General features: G+C 54.2%; 23 protein-coding genes and 2 pseudogenes. 12 read left to right on the top strand and 13 right to left on the bottom strand.

Annotated elements, in window-relative coordinates; translation table 11 throughout:
- The 3 genes from AC2FIO_RS14255 to AC2FIO_RS14245 all read left to right on the top strand — a co-directional run bounded on the left by AC2FIO_RS14255 (position 1) and on the right by AC2FIO_RS14245 (position 2682).
- Positions 1–408 (top strand): helix-turn-helix domain-containing protein, encoded by a 408-nt coding sequence (locus AC2FIO_RS14255; protein WP_282120794.1) that lies wholly within the window; start codon positions 1–3, stop codon positions 406–408.
- 415 nt (positions 409–823) lie between these two features.
- A complete protein-coding gene (locus tag AC2FIO_RS14250) occupies positions 824–2026 on the top strand; it encodes an Aq_097 family APC-type transporter (protein ID WP_496698435.1) in 1203 nt (400 codons plus the stop codon).
- 290 nt (positions 2027–2316) lie between these two features.
- On the top strand, positions 2317–2682 hold the full coding sequence (locus tag AC2FIO_RS14245) for a hypothetical protein (protein ID WP_282169987.1): 366 nt from the start codon (positions 2317–2319) through the stop codon (positions 2680–2682).
- A 204-nt stretch (positions 2683–2886) separates the two neighbouring features.
- Here AC2FIO_RS14245 and AC2FIO_RS14240 read toward each other — a convergent pair whose 3' ends face one another.
- The 4 genes from AC2FIO_RS14240 to AC2FIO_RS14225 are packed head-to-tail and all read right to left on the bottom strand — an operon-like array spanning position 2887 to position 8371.
- Positions 2887–4674 (bottom strand): DUF3604 domain-containing protein, encoded by a 1788-nt coding sequence (locus AC2FIO_RS14240; protein ID WP_496698434.1) that lies wholly within the window; start codon positions 4672–4674, stop codon positions 2887–2889.
- Between the two features lie 5 nt (positions 4675–4679).
- A complete protein-coding gene (locus tag AC2FIO_RS14235; RefSeq protein WP_496698433.1) occupies positions 4680–6590 on the bottom strand; it encodes a DUF3604 domain-containing protein in 1911 nt (636 codons plus the stop codon).
- Positions 6591–6611: 21 nt separating this feature from the next.
- Positions 6612–7367 (bottom strand): hypothetical protein, encoded by a 756-nt coding sequence (locus AC2FIO_RS14230; RefSeq protein ID WP_496698431.1) that lies wholly within the window; start codon positions 7365–7367, stop codon positions 6612–6614.
- A gap of 26 nt (positions 7368–7393) precedes the next feature.
- Positions 7394–8371 (bottom strand): SphA family protein, encoded by a 978-nt coding sequence (locus AC2FIO_RS14225; RefSeq protein ID WP_496698430.1) that lies wholly within the window; start codon positions 8369–8371, stop codon positions 7394–7396.
- Between the two features lie 203 nt (positions 8372–8574).
- Between AC2FIO_RS14225 and AC2FIO_RS14220 the strand changes: the two genes are divergently transcribed.
- From AC2FIO_RS14220 to AC2FIO_RS14195, 6 genes and pseudogenes are all read left to right on the top strand, one after another.
- Positions 8575–9123, top strand: a complete 549-nt coding sequence (locus AC2FIO_RS14220) for a Crp/Fnr family transcriptional regulator (protein ID WP_496698428.1) — start codon at positions 8575–8577, stop codon at positions 9121–9123.
- A 641-nt stretch (positions 9124–9764) separates the two neighbouring features.
- The gene (locus AC2FIO_RS14215) at positions 9765–10031 is read left to right on the top strand and encodes a hypothetical protein (protein ID WP_496698426.1); all 267 of its coding nucleotides are present in this window, start codon (positions 9765–9767) and stop codon (positions 10029–10031) included.
- Positions 10028–10618: a HupE/UreJ family protein gene (locus AC2FIO_RS14210; RefSeq protein ID WP_496698424.1), complete on the top strand. Its 591-nt coding sequence runs from the start codon at positions 10028–10030 to the stop codon at positions 10616–10618. Before AC2FIO_RS14215 ends, AC2FIO_RS14210 begins: the two co-directional genes overlap by 4 nt.
- A 153-nt stretch (positions 10619–10771) precedes the next feature.
- Positions 10772–11441, top strand: a pseudogene (locus AC2FIO_RS14205) (transposase); the annotation flags it as partial.
- 236 nt (positions 11442–11677) lie between these two features.
- Positions 11678–11995 carry a hypothetical protein gene (locus AC2FIO_RS14200; RefSeq protein WP_496698422.1) on the top strand — a complete coding sequence of 106 codons (318 nt, stop codon included), beginning with the start codon at positions 11678–11680 and terminating at the stop codon, positions 11993–11995.
- A gap of 436 nt (positions 11996–12431) precedes the next feature.
- The gene (locus tag AC2FIO_RS14195) at positions 12432–13445 is read left to right on the top strand and encodes an autotransporter domain-containing protein (protein WP_496698420.1); all 1014 of its coding nucleotides are present in this window, start codon (positions 12432–12434) and stop codon (positions 13443–13445) included.
- Positions 13446–14347: 902 nt separating this feature from the next.
- Here AC2FIO_RS14195 and AC2FIO_RS14190 read toward each other — a convergent pair.
- The 3 genes and pseudogenes from AC2FIO_RS14190 to AC2FIO_RS14180 form a co-directional block, all read right to left on the bottom strand.
- A complete protein-coding gene (locus AC2FIO_RS14190) occupies positions 14348–14701 on the bottom strand; it encodes a putative quinol monooxygenase (RefSeq protein WP_282120779.1) in 354 nt (117 codons plus the stop codon).
- A gap of 101 nt (positions 14702–14802) precedes the next feature.
- Positions 14803–15381, bottom strand: coding sequence for an IclR family transcriptional regulator domain-containing protein (locus AC2FIO_RS14185; RefSeq protein WP_282120878.1), 579 nt, complete (start codon positions 15379–15381; stop codon positions 14803–14805).
- A gap of 45 nt (positions 15382–15426) precedes the next feature.
- A pseudogene (locus AC2FIO_RS14180) lies at positions 15427–15564 on the bottom strand (helix-turn-helix domain-containing protein); the annotation flags it as partial.
- Between the two features lie 70 nt (positions 15565–15634).
- Between AC2FIO_RS14180 and AC2FIO_RS14175 the strand changes: the two are divergent.
- From AC2FIO_RS14175 to AC2FIO_RS14165, 3 genes are read left to right on the top strand one after another with little or no spacing between them, the layout of a single operon-like run.
- A complete protein-coding gene (locus AC2FIO_RS14175; protein ID WP_282120778.1) occupies positions 15635–16990 on the top strand; it encodes a selenium-binding family protein in 1356 nt (451 codons plus the stop codon).
- The gene (locus AC2FIO_RS14170; RefSeq protein WP_282120777.1) at positions 16987–17352 is read left to right on the top strand and encodes a 2Fe-2S iron-sulfur cluster-binding protein; all 366 of its coding nucleotides are present in this window, start codon (positions 16987–16989) and stop codon (positions 17350–17352) included. Before AC2FIO_RS14175 ends, AC2FIO_RS14170 begins: the two co-directional genes overlap by 4 nt.
- A gap of 3 nt (positions 17353–17355) precedes the next feature.
- Positions 17356–17820: a CoA-binding protein gene (locus AC2FIO_RS14165; protein ID WP_058273704.1), complete on the top strand. Its 465-nt coding sequence runs from the start codon at positions 17356–17358 to the stop codon at positions 17818–17820.
- Positions 17821–17900: 80 nt separating this feature from the next.
- Here the strand turns inward: AC2FIO_RS14165 and AC2FIO_RS14160 are convergent, their stop codons facing one another.
- From AC2FIO_RS14160 to AC2FIO_RS14135, 6 genes are read right to left on the bottom strand one after another with little or no spacing between them, the layout of a single operon-like run.
- On the bottom strand, positions 17901–19403 hold the full coding sequence (locus AC2FIO_RS14160) for a M81 family metallopeptidase (protein WP_496698417.1): 1503 nt from the start codon (positions 19401–19403) through the stop codon (positions 17901–17903).
- A complete protein-coding gene (locus tag AC2FIO_RS14155) occupies positions 19403–21049 on the bottom strand; it encodes an amidohydrolase (RefSeq protein ID WP_496698415.1) in 1647 nt (548 codons plus the stop codon). The genes AC2FIO_RS14160 and AC2FIO_RS14155 overlap by 1 nt, the downstream gene beginning before the upstream one ends.
- A gap of 11 nt (positions 21050–21060) precedes the next feature.
- Positions 21061–21984, bottom strand: coding sequence for an oligopeptide/dipeptide ABC transporter ATP-binding protein (locus AC2FIO_RS14150; RefSeq protein ID WP_496698414.1), 924 nt, complete (start codon positions 21982–21984; stop codon positions 21061–21063).
- Positions 21981–22961: an ABC transporter ATP-binding protein gene (locus AC2FIO_RS14145; RefSeq protein ID WP_496698412.1), complete on the bottom strand. Its 981-nt coding sequence runs from the start codon at positions 22959–22961 to the stop codon at positions 21981–21983. Before AC2FIO_RS14145 ends, AC2FIO_RS14150 begins: the two co-directional genes overlap by 4 nt.
- Positions 22958–23815 carry an ABC transporter permease gene (locus AC2FIO_RS14140; protein ID WP_113791915.1) on the bottom strand — a complete coding sequence of 286 codons (858 nt, stop codon included), beginning with the start codon at positions 23813–23815 and terminating at the stop codon, positions 22958–22960. The genes AC2FIO_RS14145 and AC2FIO_RS14140 overlap by 4 nt, the downstream gene beginning before the upstream one ends.
- A gap of 12 nt (positions 23816–23827) precedes the next feature.
- Positions 23828–24766, bottom strand: coding sequence for an ABC transporter permease (locus AC2FIO_RS14135; RefSeq protein ID WP_108859860.1), 939 nt, complete (start codon positions 24764–24766; stop codon positions 23828–23830).
- Positions 24767–24809 lie beyond the last annotated feature (43 nt).

Below are 24809 nucleotides of genomic sequence, written 5' to 3'. Positions count from 1 at the left end.
ATGAAACTTCTTGATATCGGTGTCTTGTCTAAAAGGAGCGGCGTCCCGCCCTCAACACTGCGCTATTATGAGGAAATTGGACTGATCCAGTCGGCTGCAAGGAATGGCCTGCGGCGGCAGTTTGAGACCTTGGCGTTGACGCAACTCGCCTTGATCTCTTTAGGAAAAATGGCAGGATTCTCGCTTACTGAGATCAGGGGCATGTTCGCCAAAGATGGAACACCGAAATTACCTCGCCCCGAATTACACCTCCGGGCAGATACTCTCGACGAACAAATCCGTGGCCTGACCCGGCTTCGGGATGCGCTCCGTCATGTGGCAGATTGCCCGGCAGAGACCCATATGGACTGCCCGAAGTTCAAACGCCTCATGGAGTTTGCGTCGCGCTCCGCCGCTGCTCGAAAGTGATAGGAGCGCCAGCGAAGGCTGCCTGCAACCCGCCAAGCAACAGGAAGGTCTTTTGCTGCGATCTGACGAATGGGATAGCTTTGCACGGACCTATCATGCGGTGGTGAGACATATGATTTGATCCTGAACTAATATCCGGCGTTTGGTTTCGGCCCAAAGCGGACCTTCATATTGATCGCAAGTGCTGCGGTGCGGCTTCGCCAAACCACTTACTCGGTGCACGCCCGAGTGTCGCATCCCTATGGATGGCAGCAACACGCAACGGAGCCTGTCAGGAAATTTTCTCAACAACAGCAAAATAATCAATGCTTAGATTAAACATAGGGAAAGGGCCGAAACACAGTTAGAAGTAGTTAAATCGGATAGAATTTCTCAAGAGGCGAAGAACACGCCCGAACCGGATAGGTCTGTTGATTTGATACCGACAATTACCTTTGTGGCCATTGGAGCAGTCGTTCTTTTAGGATTACTGTTCGCTCCGTTTTCACAAACCGCGATTTGGCGCGCCACAGTTACCCCACTCGCCTCAATCATCGGGAGTGGTTTTCTGGTTTCCGCCCCTCTGCTTGCCCGGGAGTTCGGGGGCTTTGCTGCGCTTGCGATGGCGCTGTTAATTCTGGTGGCAATGCTGATTGGATGGACAATTCGCTACAACATCAGAGTTGTCGAACCACAATTGGCAGCTGACAAGGATCATGTTCTGCATTCGATTGAGCAACTCAGTCATATTGTTCTCGCATTTGCCTACTTCATTTCCGTTTCCTATTATCTTGCCCTTCTCGGGCACTTTGTCCTACAGGGCGCAAATATCGACCGGCCAGAGTTAGCAAAACCCATCGCGATAAGTCTTTTGATAGCAATTGGGCTATTAGGTTGGAGCGGTGGAGCGCAAAAAGTTGCCCGCGTTGAACGCTATGCGACAGCTTTAAATCTATCAGTGATAGCTGGTTTTCTTGCGGCTCTTGCGGTTTTTGCATTCGGGAAGATCGTCGGGCCAGGCGACTTTCTGTCAGCTGCTGGCAAATTCGAGCTTAAGTCACTTCCTGTTCTTCTCGGGTTGCTGATTGTTGTGCAGGGATTTGAAACGACAAGGTTCATGGGCGAGGAATTTGATGCGCAGACCAGAATTAAGGCGATGTGGAATGCGCAGTTGCTCTCCGGGGTTATTTACATTGTCTTCTTCATACTCCTTTCGCCGCTGCTGATAGATCTGTCTCAGGGAGAGGGAGTTGCTGCTGTTATATCTGTCTCGGCTTTGGTCGCGGGCATACTGCCGATTTCTTTGACAATTGCTGCGACAGCCAGCCAATTTAGCGCATCTGTTGCAGACAGTATTGGGGATGCCGGCCTGATCGGCGAGATCACTCATGATCGCGTAAACCCCAGCCACGCCTATGGTTTAATTGCGCTGGTTGGAATCGGCATTCTGTGGTCGACTGATGTTGACCAGGTGATTGCCTTGGCAAGCCGTGCCTTTGCCTTGTTTTATGCCCTTCAATGCCTGGTCGCATTTGAAGCTGCACGTAAGCGTATGGGTGACGAGAAAAAAGCCGCTGCCTTTTTGGCGCTAAGTGTTGTTTCCGGAGCGGTTTTTATTATTGGGGTTCCCGCTGGTTGAATAGGATTGCACCAAGGAATGGAAAACCGAACGCTTTCAACACTCGGTTATGTCCGAACGAAGCCGACTTCGCCTCCTCGCTTAGATCAACTGAAGTGGCGTTAATGGTTCGCAGACCCTGGAAATTTGACCCGATAGCGCCCAGAACACCAATTGAGGTGACGGCTATGTGCAGAACGCCTAACCTATGAAAGAAATTGTTCTTGTTTCCAGTTTCTTGGGGTCAATTCAGAAACAGATTTCAAAAAGCGCCATGTTCTATTGAGGAAAACGCAATAAAGGAGAGGGAAATGACCACTGAAGACCAACTTTGGGCAACAGAAGAGCGGCTGTGGTTAAACGGTTTCGATTCCGCACATTCTGAAATATCTGAAGATGCCGTGATGATCTTCCCGTACCCAGCGAAAATTCAACGCGGTACGACTGGTGCGCAAGGTACGGCAGGATGGCGGACGGTTCGAATGAGCGACCGACATTTCAATCAAAAAGGTGAGATTGCTGTTCTCGCATATCGGGTTTCAGCCGAGCGTCCTGACGCTCCGATTTACCATGCGCTATGTGCGTCGACCTATTTGAACGATGCAGGTATTTGGAAGCTCGTGTCACATCAGCAAACACCAGTCGACGATGAGGCGCCAGCGCAGCCCGAGCTTTGATAGATTGATACAAAGGATATTGTTCCGGCCGTCACACTGGGCCTGCAGTTGATCTCGGACGCAACGCGGGAAGAAACCGTTAGTTGCGAGCTACATGCGTTACCGGTAAGGGCTACCGCACTTCTTCAGGATTTGGACCCGGCGTCACTTTCCGCATGTTGTACGGCTTGAAAACGCAACTGTTGCCCAAGTTGAATTCTCTGATTATCCGGTGGGTGAATACCAGATCGGCGAGCCCCAGGCGCGTTCCTGAATCGTAGCGGGGACTTCTTCCAACAAAGGAAGGCCAGAACGAACGGCATCATACGTCGACCACCTAGGCGTCGGAATCTCGATAGCACGTGCGTAATAGAACGCGCCTTGCTCTGGGTCGAAACCGGGGTCAGTCCAACTGCCCATCAATGTTGGGGCGCCAATGTCGTTCGTATACAGTGCAGTTTTCAGATCGACAGTATTGCCCACCGAAGGAAGTTTGCCATCTGCGGCGATCTCGCGATCGCCGGACCAGGCCACGTCAATGATCTCTTCGTGGATCTCGCCCGTTGCGTCGACCCAGCCCTTGATGATTTGGATGCGATCCAGATTGGCGCCGTCCGGGTCTTTTTGCGCATATACGGTGAAAGTGGGCGCTTTGTCTCCAATCAAATCACCACCCATCGGTACGCCGTTTTCATAGCCATCTTCCACCATCGCAACGGGGTCGGTCGGATTGCCCGCAAGGTCCGCGCCACCGAACATCCGCACTTTGACCCGAGGCCCGGATGTAGCGAAAGTTTCACGCCGTTTCATCGCGTCCCAAATCGAAGATCGGGTGTTTTCCTCGGCCCAGACACCAGCAAGTGAACCAATCGAAAGGTCGATCCCGTCGATCCAACCGCCAACCCCGCCCTTGCGACGTCGATCAACACTGCCATCTTCGGGACCGTGACCGCCGATAAAGTCATCTTCGGCCACATCTGACGTCAGGCCGTTATGGCTGTCAGTGCCGCCGATGAACCCATATTTGTAGGGATTTACGCCCAACTCCTGTTGGGCCGCCAGTCCCAGTTTTAACCCTTCGCGCACAAAGTCGCGCTTGTGGAAATACCGGTTTGAGTTTTTCTGGATGGAATTTGCGTTTTCGAAACCGGCGAACTCATCCGCCTGCCAGAATGCTTCGTGTACCTCAGAATTACCCTTGATCTGCATCATTTCGATTAGCGGCTCCCAAACCTGCCGAGTGCTGGCCCAGTCCTTGTCTGGAGCTTCGCCAAAACTGTTGAGTTCGGGAAACATCTGCTGCTTTGACGCGTTCGAATTATGCGGGATCGCCAAAAGGGTTGATCCATTGTCTTGTGCGTTTTGCAGCCAGTCCCAGAGGTCTTCGACCTTGTTGGAATCATAGCTGGACATCGGAAGGTCCGGGACCACGCTATCGCGGAAAATCACGTTGCGATGCATGTTGCCACCGTTCGGCGCTGCGGACCATTCAAAGGCAATCAAGGCGGTAAAACTGCCCGGATCATTGTGTTCCTCGGCGGCATCGATGATGATCTGCCAACCGGATTTGGTGGTCTCAGGCCCCTGATAGAAAGGTGGGTGGGTAGGATTTTCACCGCGATTGTTGGCGATGACGTACTTGTAGAACCAATCCTGTTTGTCTTTCAGCGTTTCCAAGCTGCGTAGTTGTTGCAGATCTTCCTGCTCGTATCCTGGTGCCTCGGGGAATATCGTCGAATACATCTCGCCCAGATATTCCACGTGATCGCTGACCGCTGCAAAGTCGAGCGGGCGCGACAATTGTTTGTGACGTCCATTTACCAAGACCGGTTCGCCCTTGGCAAAGCGCAGGCTGTCAGACGGCATCAATCGTGCACCACCTATATATGCATCCAGCGACAGTGCCGTATGCATATGGGTCTCGCCAAAGTATGCGTTACGCATTGGGTTGGGTTCCGCCAACGCCATAGTCGAAAGCGCCAAGGTGGATGTCGCAATAATAAGTGTTTTCATCGGCTTCATCCTTCAGGTGTGTACCAAATCGGCGAGGTGTAGGCGCGCTCTTGCGTGATCATCTTGACCTCATCGAGCATGTCGACATCAAAGCGAACTGCATCATAGGCGGTCCAGCGTGGCGTCGGGATTTCGATAACACGAGCATAGTAGAATGCGTGCTGCGAGGGTTCGAACTCCGGATCAGTCCACACGGTACCCAGTTCGGCCCGGCCAATATCATTGGTCCAGCTTGGGATGCTCAGATCGACGGTATTTCCGACGGCTGGTAATTTACCGTCATCACCGGGCGTGCGATCACCGGCCCAAACCACGTCATGGATTTTTTCATGGATCTCGCCGTTTGTATCAACCCAGCCCTTGATAATCTGGATGCGGTCCAGGTTAGCGCCAATCGGATCACGCAGGGCGTAAACAAGGAAAGACGGTGCATCGCTTCCCGCCAGATCACCACCCATCGGGACACCTTTTGAATAGCCGATCCGTGCCAACTCGCGGTGTCTGATGTCGTCGGCCACGAAGTCTCCGCCGAAGAACCGCACTGTGATGCGTGGGCCCGTGGTCGCATAGACCTCGCGCCGTTCCATCGCGTCAAAGATACCCGCCCGGGTGTTTTCAGTGGCCCAGACGGCCGTCGGACCCGGAGTGGCATATTGCCAACCCTTATAGGAAATTCCCAAATCCGCATTCCCTTTGGCCACCGAGGTGGCGCGGGTTTTTGACGGCTCCATCCAAGTGAATGCGCCAAAGAAGTTGTTGTCGAGCTGCGTGGTCAGCCCGGTGTGGATATCCGAACCACCCACAAAGCCCAGCTTGAAGGGGTTGATCCCATCGGATTGATCAAAAGCCAGACCATTTTTTAGCGTATTGCGCACCATTTCCGTGGCGAGCATCTCAGGCGTTTTGGCTTCGGAGACATCCAGATTGGCCCAATCCCACCGTTCGTATTCTGCAAACTCATCTGTCGGGGACAGCATCGGATGGGTTTCGCTGTCTCCTTTAGTCTGGCCAATTTCAACCAGTTTTTCCCATTGCTGCCGGGTTTGCAGATACTCTCGGTCAAAAGGCGCGTTGTTGTTCAACGTGTCATTCAGCGCAAACATGATGCCGTTGCTGAGGTTCGGATTGTGCGGAATAGCAAGCACGTCCCCTCCGGTCTTGTCCTCATAGCTTTGCATCCATTTCCACAAATCGCGGGGATCCGGGCTGCCCATTGGAGGCGCCATCAGGAATGGAACCACTTGCAACGCCCTCTCAGGTCCATCGCGAAAGATGACATTGCGATGCAGGTTGTTGCCTTCGGTCAACGAGGTCCATTCATAAGCGATCATCGCAGTAAAGACATGCGGGTCGTTGAATTCTTCTGCGGCCTGTACCAGATCGCGCCAGGTATTGTCATAGCCTGGCATCCCGGGTTGATACAGCAACGCCTGGCTCAACGTGCCCTGACTGAATTGCGCGATCAGGTCGATGCTGGCCTGTTTGGCCTCGTCACCGCCCTTTGCGAACGCTTCGTGAAACTTCTTGCCCTGTGTGTCCGCCATGATATTTGGCGCACCTTTTTTGATGTCAGTAATCACCCCCATGCCATCGGTGTGTTCAGTCAGCATGTAAAAGTCGAAAGGACGCTCAAGCTTGACGGGTTGCCCGGTGTTCGACGTCACCTGCTCGCCCCGGGCGAACCGGTACATATCTCGCGGCATCAAAGTCGTGCCGCCCCCACCTGCGTCCGCCGACAATGCCGAATGGACATGCGTATCACCGAACAGGACCCTGGTCGGAAATCCCCGGTTGGCATTGGGAGAATAAGGCTGCCCCTTGAGGTCACCAGCCGCGTTGTCAGCCGAGGCCGTATCCTGCGCCAGCGCGGGTAACGTAAGTGACACCGCAAGTGCAGTTGCCAGAGTCAAATGCATGGTCATCTCAAACCCTTTCGTTCAAATATCCGCCCATCGTCTTTTCGGCACCAACAGCTTTGCTGTCAGGCCAATCGTGTCTTGTGGCCCGGTGCCGGTATCATAGAAATTACGCTCATAGTTCAGCTGCCACTGAACCGGGACACCGCCGAGTTTGCTCAACTTCGAGACTTTCAGCCCAATCGGCAGGCTGGTGAATTGTGATCGGTCCCAATCGTATACAACAGTCATGTCAGATGTGCCGACCGACCAGCCCTGATCAAGCGTGTAGCTGACGATGGGTTGCAGAGTCGAAATGTTAACGTCCGGTCGCGTGTTGTCGCCGGCAACAGTCAGAATGTTCTGATTGAATAGCCCTGCAAGCCCCCACCCGGGCCGCGCCACGAAACCAAGCGCTGGCCCCAACCCCCATTTTTCGGTGCTGACACCATCAGCACCCGTTGGCAGCAGGGCCACGACACCGATCCCATAACGGCCCCACGAACGGTCAAAGGCTGCCAGATTGAATAGGGTGGCATCGCCGATCCCGGTGTTGCCATTTGAGTTATACGTAACCGAGGGAAGCGTCAGGCGGGCAATGTTACTGATCCCCCCCAACTGAAACGGAATGGCGGCGCGAAACTGGGTAACGTTCAGTGCCCCGTTCGCGTTATGCGAAGAAGGTGAATAGAAATTCTGCAGTTGAAACGACATCAAGGACGCGGTCGGGTCGCTGGCTTGGCTGGCCAATGTCTGATTGTCCTGCTGTGCAATCGCAGAGGTCGGAATGACAGCCATCAGGACAATAGACAGAACACACCTCATCAGAACACCAATCCAACGGTCATCCAGACCTTGTCGCTTTCAAATCTACGTTTGGCCCCAAACTCCTTGATGTACTTTGCCTTGATTGAAATCGGCGTCTGGCCAACCTGGGTTGACCAGGTGACGATCGGGCCCAGCCCATAAACACTGGCCTCCAAACTATCAGCGCCAAGCAATTGTTTGATCCCATCCGCCCCGCTGCCGCTGTCATCGCCGATCTGATGGTAGGCATATCCCGTTAGCCCAAGGGCAAGTTTGTTGGGCAAATGCCGCATGACCGCGCCTTCAAAATGCGCCTCGGGCGCGGTCTGATAGTCGGTTGCGTCGTTCTCGGCGCTGAAGGTGACGCCAAACGATCCTGAATACTCCCATCCCGTGGTCGGGTCGAACCAGGTCATCGACAGGGTTGGGTCAAATGCAAATCGGTTTTTTCCGGCATTCAGGGCGTCAATCGACCGGTTTGCGACGTTGATTTGCGTCGTCTGATAGTGGCCAGTGGGCAGAAAGAACTGTAAGGCCAATGTTGTGTGTAACTTGCCTTTGCTCCAGTTGAAGAGAGGCGAAAGAACGATATCACCAAAGGCATGTTCGCCGTCATCGTTGAGGGTTCCGGAAAACCCCGAGCTGAGGTCGCCAGAATACTGCCCGTTTGCCGAAACGTAGGGCAAATTGAAATTGAGGCCCAATCGCGCATTGCCCCACTGCGCGTCAAAAACATGTGTGAAATTGAATTTATAAGTAAACACCTCTACATCAGGGTCCGTCACGACCACACCGCCCGAAGCCATGCTGGGAGCGGTGCCGCTGAAATACACGAAATCATTATTTAGGTATGTTCCGGGAGGCGGAAGGATGCCCGACATGCTGTCACGGCTGCCAAGAAGATAGGTCTCGATACCTCCCTCTGCGGCTTGCACCTTTTGCGCGCACAAGAACACCGAAGCAGACAACGCAAGTAGCACTATTGTTGTCTTCAAATTCACTCTCCCAGATACAGAGCGCTTGTTCGCACGCTTTCAGATATGATAATCCAAAACGCGTGCGGAGATTGTCTTAAATTGGATATTTGATGCAGAAACCACCCAGAACAAACGAGATTCAGGCCTTAGTGGCGGCATCTCCCTGGCTTCGTGCGATAGATACACGTCTGGCTAACAGCCTGGTAAATTCAGGTCGCAGTGTGAGTGTCGAAAGTGGTGCGGGAATTTATGCACTCTCTGATCACGATCAATCCGTCTTTGCCGTGGTGTCAGGCGCTGTTGGAATTCAGTTGGACGATGGCCAATCAGGGATCGTGTTGGGCCATGTGTTCGGGCCCGGTGCCTGGTTTGGAGAGGCGGCGGCAATCACCGGCTTGCCCCGTCAGATTGGCGCGATTGCTCTGACAGATTGCCAGCTGCTTCGGGTCCCGTACGAGGCTTTGATCCAACTAGAGCAGGACGACCAACCGATATGGCGTGCACTTGGGGCACTGGCCGTCACAAATGGCGCACTTGCCATTCGCGTTGCCCGTGATCTTATGCTGGCGGATTCCAAACTGCGCAGCCTCACAATCCTGACCAGGATATCCGACGCGTTTGCGCCGACCCGCGCCATTCCCCTGACCCAACAGCATTTGGCTGAGATTTGTCGCTTGTCCCGAAGTGCCTTCGCCAAGCTGGTGGCAGAGCTGGAGGCCGACGGGTTGGTTCAGCGAAAATACGGCTCACTTGTGGTCGTCCCGCAATGATGGTCTTGGGCAAAGGAGCGCCCTTCCGATTTTGTGATCAGCTTCTTAGCAGCCAAAAAACTTACCAAACTCGGAAATACACAAGCCATTTCGCAAAGAGCCGCTGTTTCATTTCTTTCTTCTTGGGCTAGCGATATTTGGCTGGTATTCGTTCCTCCATCCCGAGTTGATCTGAGCCAGATTGTCATTGATGACGTGGATACTAATCGGTGGATCCAACAATTTCAGACTCCCGCGCAGCGACCTCCAACTTTAGATTAACTGACTTCGCGTCCAAACGGGTTGGTGCGCGAGAAGTTCTTGTGCGCGAGGCGCACACTGGTCCTTGATCGTGGCGAAAGTGCCATTCGCCGCAGTTTGGCGAAAAAGACGGACTTTTTGACACTGTAGGTGGTGCAATCGACGGAACCTGACGATGCGGCACTGAAAGAGAACCTTAACAAGAGCTCTGAGCGTTTCCTGAGTCCAGTGGCAATTGCGTTTCATCAGATCTGATTTGGGCCTGATCCCGACCCAGAAACCACTGAGACAACAATCGCTGCGTTGAATTCCGGGGCGAACCTGGATGATTTTGGCACACTTAGTCTGCTACCGGCAATTATTGCGATAACACCTGGCCAACAAATCGCCGGTACGTTTGGGTGCATTTTATTGAATCGATCAGCAGCTTGCCGCTTGGGCAAAGGCCCGGCCCGGCGCCCTGGGGATATTGCGCCAATATTGTGTGGGTAGATACGCTCCAACAGCCCGCCTTGCGCGCGTTTGAGGACATTCGTGATGAGGTTCTATTTGACTGGCACCGCGATTTGAAATCCGAGCCTCCCGCCGCTCAGATGAATGCGTTGAAATGCAAAATCGACATCTCCATGCTCACTCCGGAAAATCTGGGTGAAAAGTTGCTACAATGATCCTGCGCCGATTTCTTGGTTGTGAAGTCGCCGATGAATGCCGCTTGCCGCACTACCTCATGTTTCAATACCCGCCCCCAGTTGGAGCGGTCATAGCACTGTCTATTGTATTCCAGGCAGTTGAAGTGCTCAAGCGGGACGAAAAACAGGTGCGTTTTTTCGAGCGTTCACCATGGCTCATCGCGTTTGGCTTCGGCCTGTTAAGCGGACTCGGTTTCACCAGTGATCCACGGAATATTGAACCGCCTGGCGGTGATGCTCCAACTACGCTTGTCGCATTTAACCTTGGGGTCGAGGCAGGCCAGATTGCGTATGTCGTGAACATCTTCGCGACAGGATCTGTAATCCGCCGTGCCATTCCATTCCTCTTTCGCCAATGGCAATATGCCCTCAGCCACCTCACTTCCGCAACGGGACATGTCATCGGCTGCGTGGCTACGTTTTTGGATAGCCGAGTGGTTCGCCTATTTTGGGTGCAATACCCAATACTAGGCCCAGAGTTGGGTAAGCAGGGTCAAACAAAGGAACCCATTCGCAGCGATACTAATTACGATTGTCGACACCTTCAGCAGCGAGGGACTCTGTGACGACGTGCCAAGAAAAACATAGTTTGAGGCGTGCTCAATATCTGCTTCCGATTTCGCAAACTCACTAACTCGCGGCTGCTGCGAACCTCCGCTCTCCGCCCTGAAACACCCAATCTCGTTCGGGAAAGATGAGTCTTCTGAATGCTCTTGTTTTCGGTCTATCGCATCCTCAAGTAATTTGGCCTGATCATCAGCCCGGCCGAGGTGGTTCTGTCTGTCGCAGACGAGCTCCGTAACAAGACCACACAGCCGAACCAGCTGTGGCAGACAGACTTCACGTATCTGAAAGTGATCGGCTGGCTGGGGTTGCTTACTACTCTCGACGACTACAGCCGTACATCATCGCCTGGAAGTTCTGCGCGACGATGAAGGCCGAGGATGTGACCAACACGCTCGGCCTAGCGTTGCAAGCCTCAGGATGCGATCAGGCAATGGTCCTGCACAAGCCAAAACTGCTAGGTGATTACGGGTCAAGCGACGTCTCGGACAAGCTTGCCGAGTGGCAAGGTGATCAACAGATGAAACACGTCAAGGGCACGCCGAAACACCCGCAAACCCAAGGCAAGATCAAGCGCTGACACCAAACTCTGAAGACCCGCACCCTGCTGAAAACGGCGACATACCTGGTGAACTTCACCATCAGATCAATGCATTTGTCGATCACTACAATCACAAACCCAAATGCAAGAACCTGCAAATCTTAACGCCCGCAGATGTCTATTTCGGGCGCGAGCAATCCATCCTAAAACGACGAGAAAGGATCAAACGAAAGACTACCGAAACGCGACGTTTGCTTCACCGCACAATCAAACAAAATAGATGAGCCAGATTCTCTCTAAGCTTACGCTGCCATCGGTTCAGTTTTGTGGGAGGCCGTCGAAAATTCTGTGTCTACGTGCCAGGGGCCGCGCCTGTTTCAGAGGCCATCGCAAACGGACGCTGTCTTGATGCCTTTTCACAAGGCTCTGACGTGCCGACACAATCTATTTGGATAGCGGGCTGCCAAATTGAGTGCACACGCAGCGTTTCAAATATGCTGAACAAAAAAGGAGCCAGAAGATGAAAAAAGTAGTGATTGCTCCCGTTGTCTCGCTTGTTATTGCAGCATTGTCTGGGGTGACATTTGCAGACACATTTGACGTAAGCCCCGCGACGTCACAAACGCAATTGCAGAACACGATGTCATCTTCGGGGGGCTATGGGAAATCTCCTGTAGTATGTAAAGAATGCAGGGAAGCGGGCAGCCACGGGACAGAGCTTATCGGCGGCGTGACCTTTTATTTCCTTGAATTGCCTGAGGTGGACATTGATGCAAGAAAGCGAAAGAACGTTTTTGACATTGATGCTGGTACAGTGATCAAACGAATGAGGCGCTGAGCCTACGATGCCGCAAGAGACCCGGCTGTGTGAACAGCGGGGCGAGATATGCCGGTGATTAACTCCAGCCGGTTAGCCCCTTTTGCTGGCTAAACGCTGTGATGTGACGGAGCTTCATTGACCCGCTAAATTCTTAGATCACAAACCGATCAATTACTTTGCCATTACGCGTAGCCAGTGACCATTCTTTCAAACTAAACCAACAGCGGAATGGGTGCACTTGTCGGCTTCTACGTGATCAATCCGGCGCGCGGTTGCCGCAAAACCAGTGTTTGCCTGACAGTTAACGCCCACTGCGAAAGACGCCCGACCGGGCGTTAACTTGATGCCTTTTCTCAAAACCTTGACCTGCCAGCGCAATCAATCTGAGCCGCAGATTGCCATCTTTATTGCACCCACAGCGTACCAAACACGCTTAGCTGAAAGGCGCAAAAAGATGAAAAAGGTCATGATTACATCCGTTACAGTGTTCGCGATTGTTGCAAGTGCTGGAATCTGCATGGCCGGCCCGTCGCATGGCCTCGGCCAACGCGGCTATGCAAAGGATGTTCGCTCATCTGTTTCGCAAATACGCAACCACACTGCAGCGGAAAGCAACGGTTCCAAACCATTCAATAGTAGCCTGGCGCTGACTGACTTGACAACAACCGCAGGACCATTGTTCTGGGTTGAGTCCCAAGGTGAACGCGACAGCTATGATGTCGGTGACGGCGAGATGACGACGAACAGCGGCAGTCTGCGGTATGGCGCGAATTTGACTTTGGGTGAGGTCGGGGGCGGACAGCTGTTTGGCGGACTGGAATTTGGCATCGGCAGCCTGTCATCGAACATCGGCACCAGCTCGGCCAACGCCAATATCTCTACCAACGCCTATGATGCAACCCTGAGCGCGCTTTGGGTTGCGGATAGTATGTTCTATATCGACGGGCAGCTTCGCTATGGGTTTTTCAACAGCCAGGTACGTCCGAATGGCGGGGGCGCAGTGGATGCCGATGGCAGTGGGTATGAGATATCTATTGAAGTTGGCAAGCCCTTCACGCTTCCGAACGAATGGATGCTCATCCCGCAAGCGCAGGTCATGTACAGCGATATCGACATGGACGATGTCCCTGATCGAGTCGCGGGTAGTCAGATCGGATCTCTGGTGGATAGTGACACGTTGACCGCCCGGGTCGGATTGCGTGCTGAACGTGCCTTTGCAAACAATTCGATGCTGTATGGTCAAATCGACTTTTATCATGCGTTCGACAACGCGACCTCGGTGGTGTTTGGGCAAAGCGCAGTGTTCACGGAGCGAGGCCAGAACACAGCGGCCCTGAGCATAGGTGGCGATGTCGCGCTTTCGGATCGCTCATGGCTTTATGGTGAGATCACCAGTGAAACCGGTTTGGGAAGCAGCTCGAACGACCACTCCTTCGGCTGGAACATTGGCGTCGAGGTCCAGTTATAAAGTATCTTGCGTTTGGTCTGAAGCGAAATGGGTTTCAGGCATTAGCTTAATACCTTTTCCTAAAACCATGGTCTGCCAGCGCAATAAATCTGAGCCGCAGATTGTAAAATAAAAGACACACACAGCGCTTCAAACATGCTCGACCGAAAGGAACCTAAAACGAAAAAAGTAATGATTGCATCTGCTACGGTATTTGCGCTTGTCGGCAGTGCGGGAATGTCTAGAGCAGGTTCGTTGCGTGCCTACGACAACCCCGGGCACGCGCACGATGTTCGAACATCTGTATCGCAAACGCAAATCCACGCAAGTTCGAAAGCACGCGATCATACTGAAACAAAATCTACCAAACTGCTAAAGAATCTGGCGCTGGTTACGGTTTGATATCAAAGTATTCGGTTGACGAAGATTGCAATGATGCATGCACTAATGCTTGGTCCTAAGAGCGTCGAAAATTGATGTCGGATGCTTGAGGTTGCGTTTCAATCGACAAGCATCCGCGAACCACCGTAGACCCTTGTGATGGTGCAAAAACTCTTGGACAATGTGATATCATCTGAACTGGGGCACCAGCTTGCTTACCCCACTGCGCATTGTTGGCCGACGTGCGGTTCCCCAGACTACCCTTACCTTCTCGAACACTACCCGGAGATCGGCCCGTCCAAGCCTGGTAAGGTCCGGTGTAGATCGCGTGTGTATACCCCTTGGGCTACTATGCCACGACTTTGCAAAAGTAGGTACCTGTGCAACCTTGCCGAAATATCCGATTGGGTAGTACGTGCAGCGAACGGCGGCGGCGTCCGCAGAGCATATTTTATTGTGCTTTTGCAACGTGCCCAAAGCCGGCAAGCGCTACATCCGGTCGCTTTCTCACAGCGACCAAAATTTCAAACGTCCGGTCGGATTCACCACTGCAGCAGGCTTGGTTTTTGGGCCTCGAAGCCTTTTGTCGTTGGGAAAAGCGAGCGCATCCGAGCTATAATTTCGATGTCACCATCCAGCATTGTTTGGACCGTGTTCAACCAGTTCTTAAAAGCTTCAGAATCCCAGTGATCCTGAACGGCTGCTTCGTCCCGGAACACTTCGTAGAAATAGAACCGATTGGGATTTGCCAAGTCCACCATGATCTGAAACTGGAAAACCTCTGCCTCTTCGCTGACAACACTTTGCGCTTCAAAGATGCTGGCGTTCAAAAAAGACTGCCGGTGCTCAGGTTTGACATTAACTGCGAAGAATCCCCCGCGCATTCCATCGTCCATACTTAGCCTCCTTGGCCGCCCGTAAACCCGTCTAATGGTATCAAACGTTTCGACGCCGCCGGATGGCGTGAACCTTCTCCACTGCTTTAGCCAACACTAACCTAGGCGGATTTCATATTCGCGTCTGCGCCATCCCATCCTAGGGCAGATGATAACTCATGCGACATTTCGATGAGTGCTTGGCCGATTTTGACCCGCATTGGAGGCGTAAACACCCGAACGGAAGCTGTGGCGCCAATGGACAACGTCGAACCAACACCTGTTTTGCCCAGTGTTGTTGCAACAGAACTTATACCTCTTTCCAGCTCCTCGACACATTCGGCGTATCCTTTGGCCCGAATGACATCGAGTTCTTTTGCCAGATCTTTTCCGCTGGTAATGGTGTGCTCGGTGTACCGCTTGAGCTGCCCGTTCAATTCGCCATGAGACAGCAGCTCTGGAGAAACGGCGGCAATTGCCTTGGCGCAAGAGCACGCGTGCATAGGCCGTTTGCCCACACCCGGGTGAAGATATGACACGCCCGTTTCTGGCGTGGCCACATGAATGATCTCGACCCAGTTGCCGCGCAGTCGGGAAAGAAAGAACGCAGCCCCGTAGTCTCTGGCGCCCTTGGCCAGGACCGGCGCAATCACTTCCAGAAGCGCAGGATCAGAATGATCACTCCGGGTGATACGCTTCAATCGGGTTCCAATGGCAAACTCCCCTCTCGCAGATGTCTGCAACAGTCCGGACGAAACAAGATCCTGAACCAACCTATAGGCTGTTGGCTTAGGGAGATCGGATTGTGCACAAATTTCCGCGACAGTCGCATGCCCTTTTTGACCTACGACTTCCAATATCAGCGCTAAGCGTTCTAGATGCATTTTTCTCACTATACGATAATAGTATTTTCGATATACGATACCGTAATCGTGATCAAGGGAGGGTTCAACGATGGATGGTGCATGTTGCGGACCGGGCTACGCCAGCCCGCAAGAGGCAATCCAAGCCCCCCGTGAGAAGCTTCTTTACACGATTGCCATTTATACAGGCACGGGCATTCAGAAGCCCGACTATCTTGCGACAGTGGATGTAGACCCGGAAAGCCCAACTTATTCTCAGGTGATCCACCGGCTGGAAATGCCGGGGATCGGGGATGAACTTCATCACATGGGCTGGAATGCCTGTTCGTCCTGTCACGACGACGGCTCAATGTCGCGAAAGTACCTGATCCTGCCTGGCGTGCGTTCCAACAACCTACATATCGTCGATACGGCCACCGACCCTCGCGCACCACGGCTGCACAAGGTTATCGACGGGGCCGAGATTAAGGCCAAGGCCGATCTGTCAGGGCCGCATACAGTGCATTGTCTGGGTTCGGAGATCATCATTTCCTTCCTTGGAGACGCCAAGGGTGAAGCTCCGGGCGGCTATCTGCATCTCGATAAAGAATTCAACATCGTCGGCCGCTGGGAGAACTCGATGGGCGGCATCAAGTTCGGTTATGATTTCTGGTATCAGCCCCGTCACAACGTGATGGTGAGTTCCGAATGGGCCGCGCCCAACACCTTTATGCCGGGTTTCGATCTGGAAGAAGTTGGCCATCTGAAATACGGGCGCGAGTTGCATTTCTGGGATTTCGAAAAACGCGAACCAGTCGAAAGCTTCTATCTAGGCGAAGACGGGCTGTTGCCGTTGGAGGTCAAGTTCCACCACGACCCCGACAGCACGCATGGGTTTTGTGGGGCCGCGCTGTCGACCAACGTCATTCACTGGTGGAAAGACAGCGACGACGTGTGGAAGTGGGAAAAGATCATCGACGTTGATAACGAGATGCACCCGGAATGGCCGATCCCGCTGCCAGGAGTGATGTCGGCGATACTGATCTCGATGGACGACAAATACCTCTATCTCAACAATTGGCTTCATGGCGACATGCGCCAATACGACATCACCGACCCGCATAATCCCAAGCTGACCGGCCAAGTATACATGGGGGGGCTTTTGGGCAAGGCGCCAGCCGTTAATGGGGTTGAGGTCGCTGGCGGTCCACAGATGTTCCAACTCTCTCTCGACGGACGCAGGCTCTATGTCACCACCTCGCTGTTTTCGACTTGGGACAACCAATTCTATCCCGAGATCCGCGAAAAGGGCGGAGTAATGGTCATGATAGATTGCGATCCTGAAAACGGCGGCATGAAGATCAACGAGGACTTCATCGTAGATTTTGGGAAAGAGCCAAATGGCCCCTCGCGCTGCCACGAGAGCCGGTATCCAGGCGGTGATTGCACAAGCGACATTTGGCTATGACAACGCATACTGTGACGATCGCCAACAGGGATGGCGCGACATATGAGGTGAACGCACGACGCCCACTTTTGGACACGTTACGCGAACAGGGGGTTGATCTGCCCTTCGGCTGCAAATACGGCGGCTGCATTACCTGCGCCGCGAAACTTAAAACAGGCACGGTGGATCAGCGCCGACAGGTCGCGCTGAACAATAGGCAGATCGCCAACGGCTACGTAATCCTCTGCGTGGCACGCGCGACGTCCGACATCACCTTGGAGATCGGGGTTGAGAGCCATGACAAGCTTTACCGCAATCCGTTCCTCGATCCGCTCAAACCCCACGAACTCAAGGCAGACATTGCGACGCCGAAGGAAGGTTAACCGATGCCCGAAGCAGATATCGACCGTATGTATGATTACGACCCCAAGTATCTCGCTGAGATCCTGAAGTCGGTCAAAACCATTGCAATGGTTGGTGCAAGCGCCGACAAAACGAAATTTAGCTACGGCGTTCTGCGACAGCTCAGCGAAATTGGCTACGACATTCTGCCGGTAAACCCTAACCCGAACGTCAAGGAAATCAGGGGCCTGAAGGTCTATCATTCACTCGAAGAAATCGACAAACCCGTTGACATGGTGGATGTCTTCCGCCCCAAGGAAGAACTCTTTGGCTTTGCCGAAAAGGCCATCGCGATCGAAGCCAAAGTTCTTTGGGGACAGATCGGCGTCTACGACGACAAAGCAGCACAGCTCGCCGAGGATGCGGGCCTCAAAGTTGTGATGAATCGATGTCCGAAGATTGAACTCTTCCGGCCGTTTTGGAAGCCCCGCCTCGATCTGAAGATATGATGGATCCTAGTGGAATGTGGTTTGCTGAGTAGCCAAACAGGCACATTTCATAGAGTGGGCAGTTTCCTCGTGCCAACAACTCAACGAACATCGAAATAAGTTTCACGGGCCTTAGGAAGCCTTCTAGTGATACAAGCGTAAGGGACTATTTCCAAATCGCAGAGAAAGGCACCTGGAGAAGAGACCGCAAAAATACCTCCTGCAATCTGTTCGAAGTCAGCTCGAAAGTGGGTGGTGCTCTTCACGCATATCACCGAATAATTCGCAGGGTTTAGCCCGATATGAGTAAAATGTGCACGATCCAGGCATTGATTGCGTATGCTTGTGACGACAAGGTCAATATCGGCCTCGTGCCCAACCAATCGTAGAGCAGCTGTTTTGCCCAGCGTTGCCACGCCACCGCCATACATTTCTCCGGTATAGCGGCAAGTGCCATCACCCAAAGCCAGGACCTCAAACTCTGCTTTGACCGGAACGTGTCCGGCCAGGTTCGACTTTGCACCGATTGCCAACTCAATCAGTGCACCCTCTCCTGCCTCATGGGCTTGCATTGCGCTGTCCGGATCATGGAAAAGACCCATCACAACACTCTTTACCCCACCCTCAATCAGTGCGGCCAGCAAGCCTGTGGTATCAGACGTCCCGCCCGCGCCAGCGTTGTCCTGAACATCTGCGAGAACAACGGGTTTTTCCCGTCTTTCGCGGCATGTCGAAACAGCTTCCTCCAACGACAGCATCGAACAATCAAGATCGGCTTCCCGGGATATAAACAAGTTGACGATTTCTTCGGCGGCGGCGGCGGCTTTCTGGGCTGTGGCTGAGTAGGCAAGGCAGGCCGGGCCGGTGTCAGGGAAGTCCGCCGCCGTGAAGCCCAAAGCAATGTCGGCCAAGGTTTCCTGCCGCTCAAGTCTAACTGGTAACTGGTAGATTTCGTCGAATGGCGCAGAGCCCGTATGTTGCGCATGCAAAGGGATGAGATATGGCACCGGCTGGAACACTTTGTATAGTGTTTCGCCCGCCAGCAATTGCTGCAGGACAGGAACGCATCGTGCGCCGGTTTCCGCCATATCCAAATGAGGATAGGTTCTAAAAACAGACAAATAGTCCGTATATTCGACCATCTGAGCAGAGATATTGGCGTGCAGATCCAAACTTGCGACCACTGGAGTTCCGGGACCCACAAGCTCTCGAATACGGCGCAGAAGCTCTCCTTCACCGTCAGCAAGGCTTTCAGTGACCATTGCCCCGTGGAGATCCAGATAAACGCCGTCAATGTGGCCGGCATCTCGGATTCCATTGAACAACATCCCGCAAATCGTTTCGAATGCATGATCGGTTACATGCGCAGACGGCTCGGCAGAACACCAAAGGATTGGAACAACCTCAACCCCTGCGGCTTGAGCAGCCGCAGCAAAACCTGCGACGGGTAAGTTCATGCCCTCCGTTTCCAACAAGACCTTTTCACCGCGCAACATGCCGGGCCAGGAATCTGCCATCTCAAACTCGGGGAGACCGGCCTTTGTCACACCAAAGCAATTTGTTTCATGCTGAAACCCCGCAATCGCAATACGCTTGGTCTTCATTAGGTGTGCTCGATTTCTTTTTTGGCATGCGTTGCGGCAAAAACACTTTGACCGGCTCGGATCGTTTCGAGCACCTGTGTATCCTTCAGACGGTTCGGATCGTGAAGGGGATTGCGCGAAAGGACAACGAAGTCTGCAGCTTTACTCGGTTCGATAGACCCACGTTGATCCTCTTTGAAGACCTGCCAAGCGGCATCGATCGTCTGGGCACGCAAAGCTGACAGAACGTTGATCTTTTGATCCTCGCCAAGCACACGGCCTGAAGAGGTTTTCCGATTTACCGCACAATGGGCCAGGTGGATTGGACGTGTTGGCGTGACCGACGCATCGTTGTGGATCGTATAACGCACGCCAAACCGCTCGGCTGATGCTGCCGGGGATATCCTCTCGGACCGCTCGGGGCCCAAGAAGGTGTCGTAGTGGCGATCCCCCCAAAAATAAACATGGGCGGGAAAGAAGCTAACAGTAAGGCCAAGTTGGGCCATACGCTCTAACTGATCATCTCGCAGGGCCTGGCCATGAATAATGGTGTGACGATGATCTGTACGGGGGGACGCTCGCAGTACTTTTTCAACCGCATCAATGAACATCTCTGCGCCGGCATCGCCGTTACAGTGGCAATGAATCTGTAGTCCCTTGCTATGGAGTTTGCTGACATCAGCATCCAGCTGCTCTTGCGAGGTGTAAGTCATCCCACGTGGATGTTCTGGATCAGCCGGCTTGAAATACGGGGCAGTCAGATACGCGGTCTGCAGTTGAAAGGCTCCATCCGTGAACAGTTTGCGCGGACCTAGTGTGAAATGCGGGTTGCCGGGCCAGTTCGTGCCGATCCATTGGGTACTTAGTTCTGGCTCCAGACTCCCGACGGGTAACAGCTCGATATCAATTCCCGGATCCTGATCTGCGGGCAGGCTGGCGAAGTGATCCAGCATGGTTTGCGACGTCCAGGCATTTTGGGCATAGGTCACCCCATGGGTCAGATATTCGTCACGGCAGGCATCAAAGCCCTGCCAGAACCTTTCGCGGTCGATCAGGAAATCTGTATCGCCCATCTCTCCCATGGCCGAAAGACCTTCGATCAATCCCGTTAGGGTTCCGGTTTCAGGGTCACGGCCAAAACGGCCGCCGTCCGGGTCCGGTGTGTGACGGGTTACCCCACGCCTCTCAAGCGCAAGAGAATTTGCCGTACCATTGTGACCCGATGCATGAATAACCCAGATTGGATGACGTTGTGATACCTTGTCCAACTCGGCCCGCGTGGGCATGCGACCATCGAGAATGGATGTATTGTCAATCGACACCCCCATGATCCATTCACCCTCGGGCGTTGCACTAGCCTTTTCCCGAAGCCTGTCCAACGCCTGCGCCATGGTCCGGCAATCCCCTAGAGGAGGCGACGACAGGTCAACACGGAACAGCCGGATGAACCCGGGATCCGGAAAATGCCCGTGTGGGTCAATAAACGCGGGCATCAGAGTGCGCCCCCGCAGGTTGCGTTCCTGAGTATCCGGCGGCATGCAAGCGCGCAGATCGGCCTCGGTTCCAACGTCCTTAATCCTGTGTCCTTCGGTCAGAACCGCCTCCGGCGAAGAATTCTGCGCATCCATAGTCAGGATTGTGCCGTTGAAAAAAAGTGTACTTGGCATTGGATTTCCTTCTACGACAACGGCGCCAGACAACGCAGCCCGTGACCGCCGTCCACTTCCCATTCCGGGGTCTGGGTGCAAATTTCCTTTGCAAAAGGACAGCGTTCACGGAATTCACATCCCGAAGGGCGTTTGAGCAGGCTGGGGGGTTCACCTTTTAGGGCGATCCGTTCCAATCGTGCATCCGGGTCGGGCTCTGGGTTGGCGCTCAGAAGGCAGCGTGTATAGGGATGGCGCGGGTCGTCGAAGATCGTCTCGGTCGTGCCTTCCTCGACCAACCGGCCCAGATACATGATGCCCATTCTGTCGGCCACGTGGCGCACGACGCTGAGGTTATGGGTGATGATCACCATCGCCAGCCCCAATCTTTCACGCAGATCGTTGAGCAGGTTCAAAAGCTCACCCTGTACCGACACATCGAGGCCCGCGGTCGGCTCATCCGCAAGGATCAGCTTGGGTTCCAGCGCCAATGCGCGCGCCACGCCCACGCGCCGTGCCTGACCACCCGACAACTGATAAGGATAGCGATCGGCGAAATGCGTCGGCAGGTTCACCATTTCCAACAGGCGCTTGGCCTCGGCATCCAGATCGCGGTCTTTCATGCCCTGAATGCGATAAGGCTCGGTGATCAGGCTACGGATGGTCAGGCGCGGTGACAGACTGCCGACCGGATCCTGAAACATCATCGCCATATCCTTGCGCAGCGGACGCATGACACGTTCCGGCGCGCCGCGAATTTCCTGCCCCTCAAATGTGACCGAACCGTCCTGTGCGGGCGCAAGCCCCGCAATGGCGCGTATCACGGTCGTTTTGCCGGAACCGCTTTCGCCAACCAGCGCGTAGGTCTCGCCGGGTTGCACGGTAAAGCTGACACCTGCCAGCACATTGACCGGCCCGTAACTGGTGTGCAGGTCCACAACGTTCAGCAAGCTCATGTTGTGGCCTCCTCATGATTCAGCCAGCACGCGGCGTGGTGGCCTTGCTTCAGTTGATCCAAGGGGGGCACCTCGCTGGCACAGCGCGCCATCGCCTGATCGCACCGATCCCGGAATATGCAGCCCCCTGGCAGGTTCGCCAGATCGGGCACTTCTCCTGGAATGGTTGGCAATACGCGGGCGCGTTCCTTGATGTGGCCGGGGTCGCATTCGATCAGGCGGCGTGTGTAGGGATGTTTGGGATTGTGGAAAATCTCTCGCACGTCCCCACTTTCGACCACCGCACCGGCATACATCACCACCACCCGATCACAGAGCTCCGCAATCACACCCAGATGGTGTGAAATAAACAGGATGGCACAGTGAAACTCGCGCTGCAGCTCTTGCAGGCGTTCGATGATCTGCACCTCTAGCGTTGCATCCAGCGCAGTTGTCGGCTCATCCGCGATCAAAAGGTCAGGTTCGGACATCAACGCCATCGCAATGGCGATCCGTTGACGCATCCCGCCAGAAAATTCATGTGGATACTGTTTCAGGCGAGCTTCGGGATCGGGAATGCCAACGGCGCCTAACATCTTGGCTGCGTGGGCCAGCTTGTCCGCCTTTGACTGTTTGGAGCGGTGCTGAATGTCCAGCATCTGCTGCCCGATGGTCAGAACCGGATTGTGCGTTTGCATCGGGTCCTGAAAGACGATGGATATGTCCGACCCACGCAAGTCGCGCATATGTCGTTCGGAGGCCCGCAGCAGATCCTGTCCTTTGAACCTGATCTCTCCTTCGCGGAACCGCGTATTAGGCGCTGTCAAACGCAGGATGGACGAGATCAGAGTGGACTTACCGCAGCCGGATTCCCCGACAATGCCAACTATTTCGCCTTTGTTGACGTCGAATGTGATGTCCCTCAGAGCCTTGAGGTCACCACGGCCTGTTTCGTAATCGACGCTGAGGTGGTCGATTTCCAGAAGTGTGTCGGTCATCGCTGTTTCCTCAGTTTCGGGTCAACCACATCGCGCAGGCTTTCACCCAGGAAGGTAAATCCGAGCGTCGCCAGAATGATCGGGAGCCCACCACCGACCACCAACCAGGGGGTTTGGCGGATCAATGAATACCCGTCCTTCAGCAAGGCACCCCAGCTGGGGGTCGGTGGTTTCACGCCCAGCCCCAGAAAGGACAGCCCCGCCTCCAGCGCGATAACCGTGGGGATATCCATGGCCGCCAACACAGCTAGAACGCCAATGATATTCGGCAGCATATGCACGCCCAGAATGCGCGCCATGCTGGCCCCCATCGACCGCTCTGCCAAAATGAATTCAGAGTTGCGCAGCGTCAGAGTCTGGGTTCGCGCCACGCGCCCATATGTTGGGATTGAGGTCGCCATGACCACGAATACCACCGTCTGCAGGCTGGGTCCGATCAGGGCCACAACTGCAAGCGCAAACATCACCGTTGGAAAAGATCGGATGGTATCGAAGAACAGCATCAGAAGGTTATCAAGCCATTTGGGCCCATACCCGGCAATCATGCCCAGCGTCAGGCCAATCGCCATAGCGCCGAACACGGCGGGCAATGCCACCTTGAGCGCAACCTGCCCCCCGGCGATGACCCGCGAAAACGTATCGCGCCCTAATTGATCTGTACCAAGCAGGTGTGCGGCGGACGGCCCTTGCAAGCGGGATTTGATATCCATCGCAATCGGATCATAGGGTACAATCCAATAGGCGAAGATGGCACAGAACACGATGACACCGACGATGATCAAGCCCATAAGACCAAGCGGGTCGCGGGCGACGCCGATGATGATCTGGCCAAGTTCGGAACGAGATTTTTCCATAACGCTCCCTCCTCAATGAGCCGTGCGCGCACGTGGGTCGAGCAACGCATTAATCAGATCTGCCAATGCGGTCGACACCACGAACAACGCCGTTGATATAAGGACGGAGCCCATAACAATCGGGTAGTTTCGGGTGGTAATGCTATCGATAACCAACTTACCCAAACCCGGACGGGCAAAGACGATTTCAGCAAAAACCGCCGAACTGAGAAGAAAGCCCATCCCTACCCCGATCACCGTAACGACCGGCAGAATGGCGATCCGCAGTGCATAAACCATGACCACGCGACGCTCGGCGATGCCAAAGGCGCGCGCCGTGCGCACATGGCTTTCGCCCATAACCTCGAGCATCGAAGCGCGTACCAGCCGGGCAATATAGCCAACCCAGCTGAGGCCGATGGCAAAGGCGGGCAGAACCAGATGGTCGAGGCGATCCCAGAACCCCTCTCCGGCGCCGATGGCGGGAAACCACTGCAAATGCACGGCGAATACCAGCAGCGCCAAAAGTGCGACAACAAAGGCCGGGGCAGCCACGAAGCTGACGGAAATTGCTGCGGCGATCCGATCGATCAGCGTGTTGGGATGTGCCGCAGCATAGGCACCAAGTGCGATGCCCAGGCTTGCAGACCAAAGGATTGACGCAAAAATCAGTTCCAGAGTGAATGGCAATTGCTGGAACACGATGTCCGTCACGGACCGACCCGAAAATACATCGGTTCCCAGGTCTCCTTGCAGCAGATTCCCATAGAAGATCAAAAGCTGTTTCCAGATCGGTTGATCAAGCCCCAGCGCCGCTGTGAGTTGGGCCTGAAGTTCGGGCGTGGCACGCGGGCCCAGCATGATCTGGACCGGATCGCCAGGCACGGCGCGGATCATCAGGAACATGACGGTGACCGCCACGAACAGGATGAGCAGCGACAGCCCGAAGCGACGGGTTGCAAAACTTAGCATGGCCAACTGGCTCCTTGTGGCTTGATGGCGTTCAATTTGGCAC

Source organism: Ruegeria sp. CDSB086 (assembly GCF_059611065.1).
Note: the sequence above shows the minus strand (reverse complement) of the source record. Positions and strands in the feature narration are given on the sequence as shown.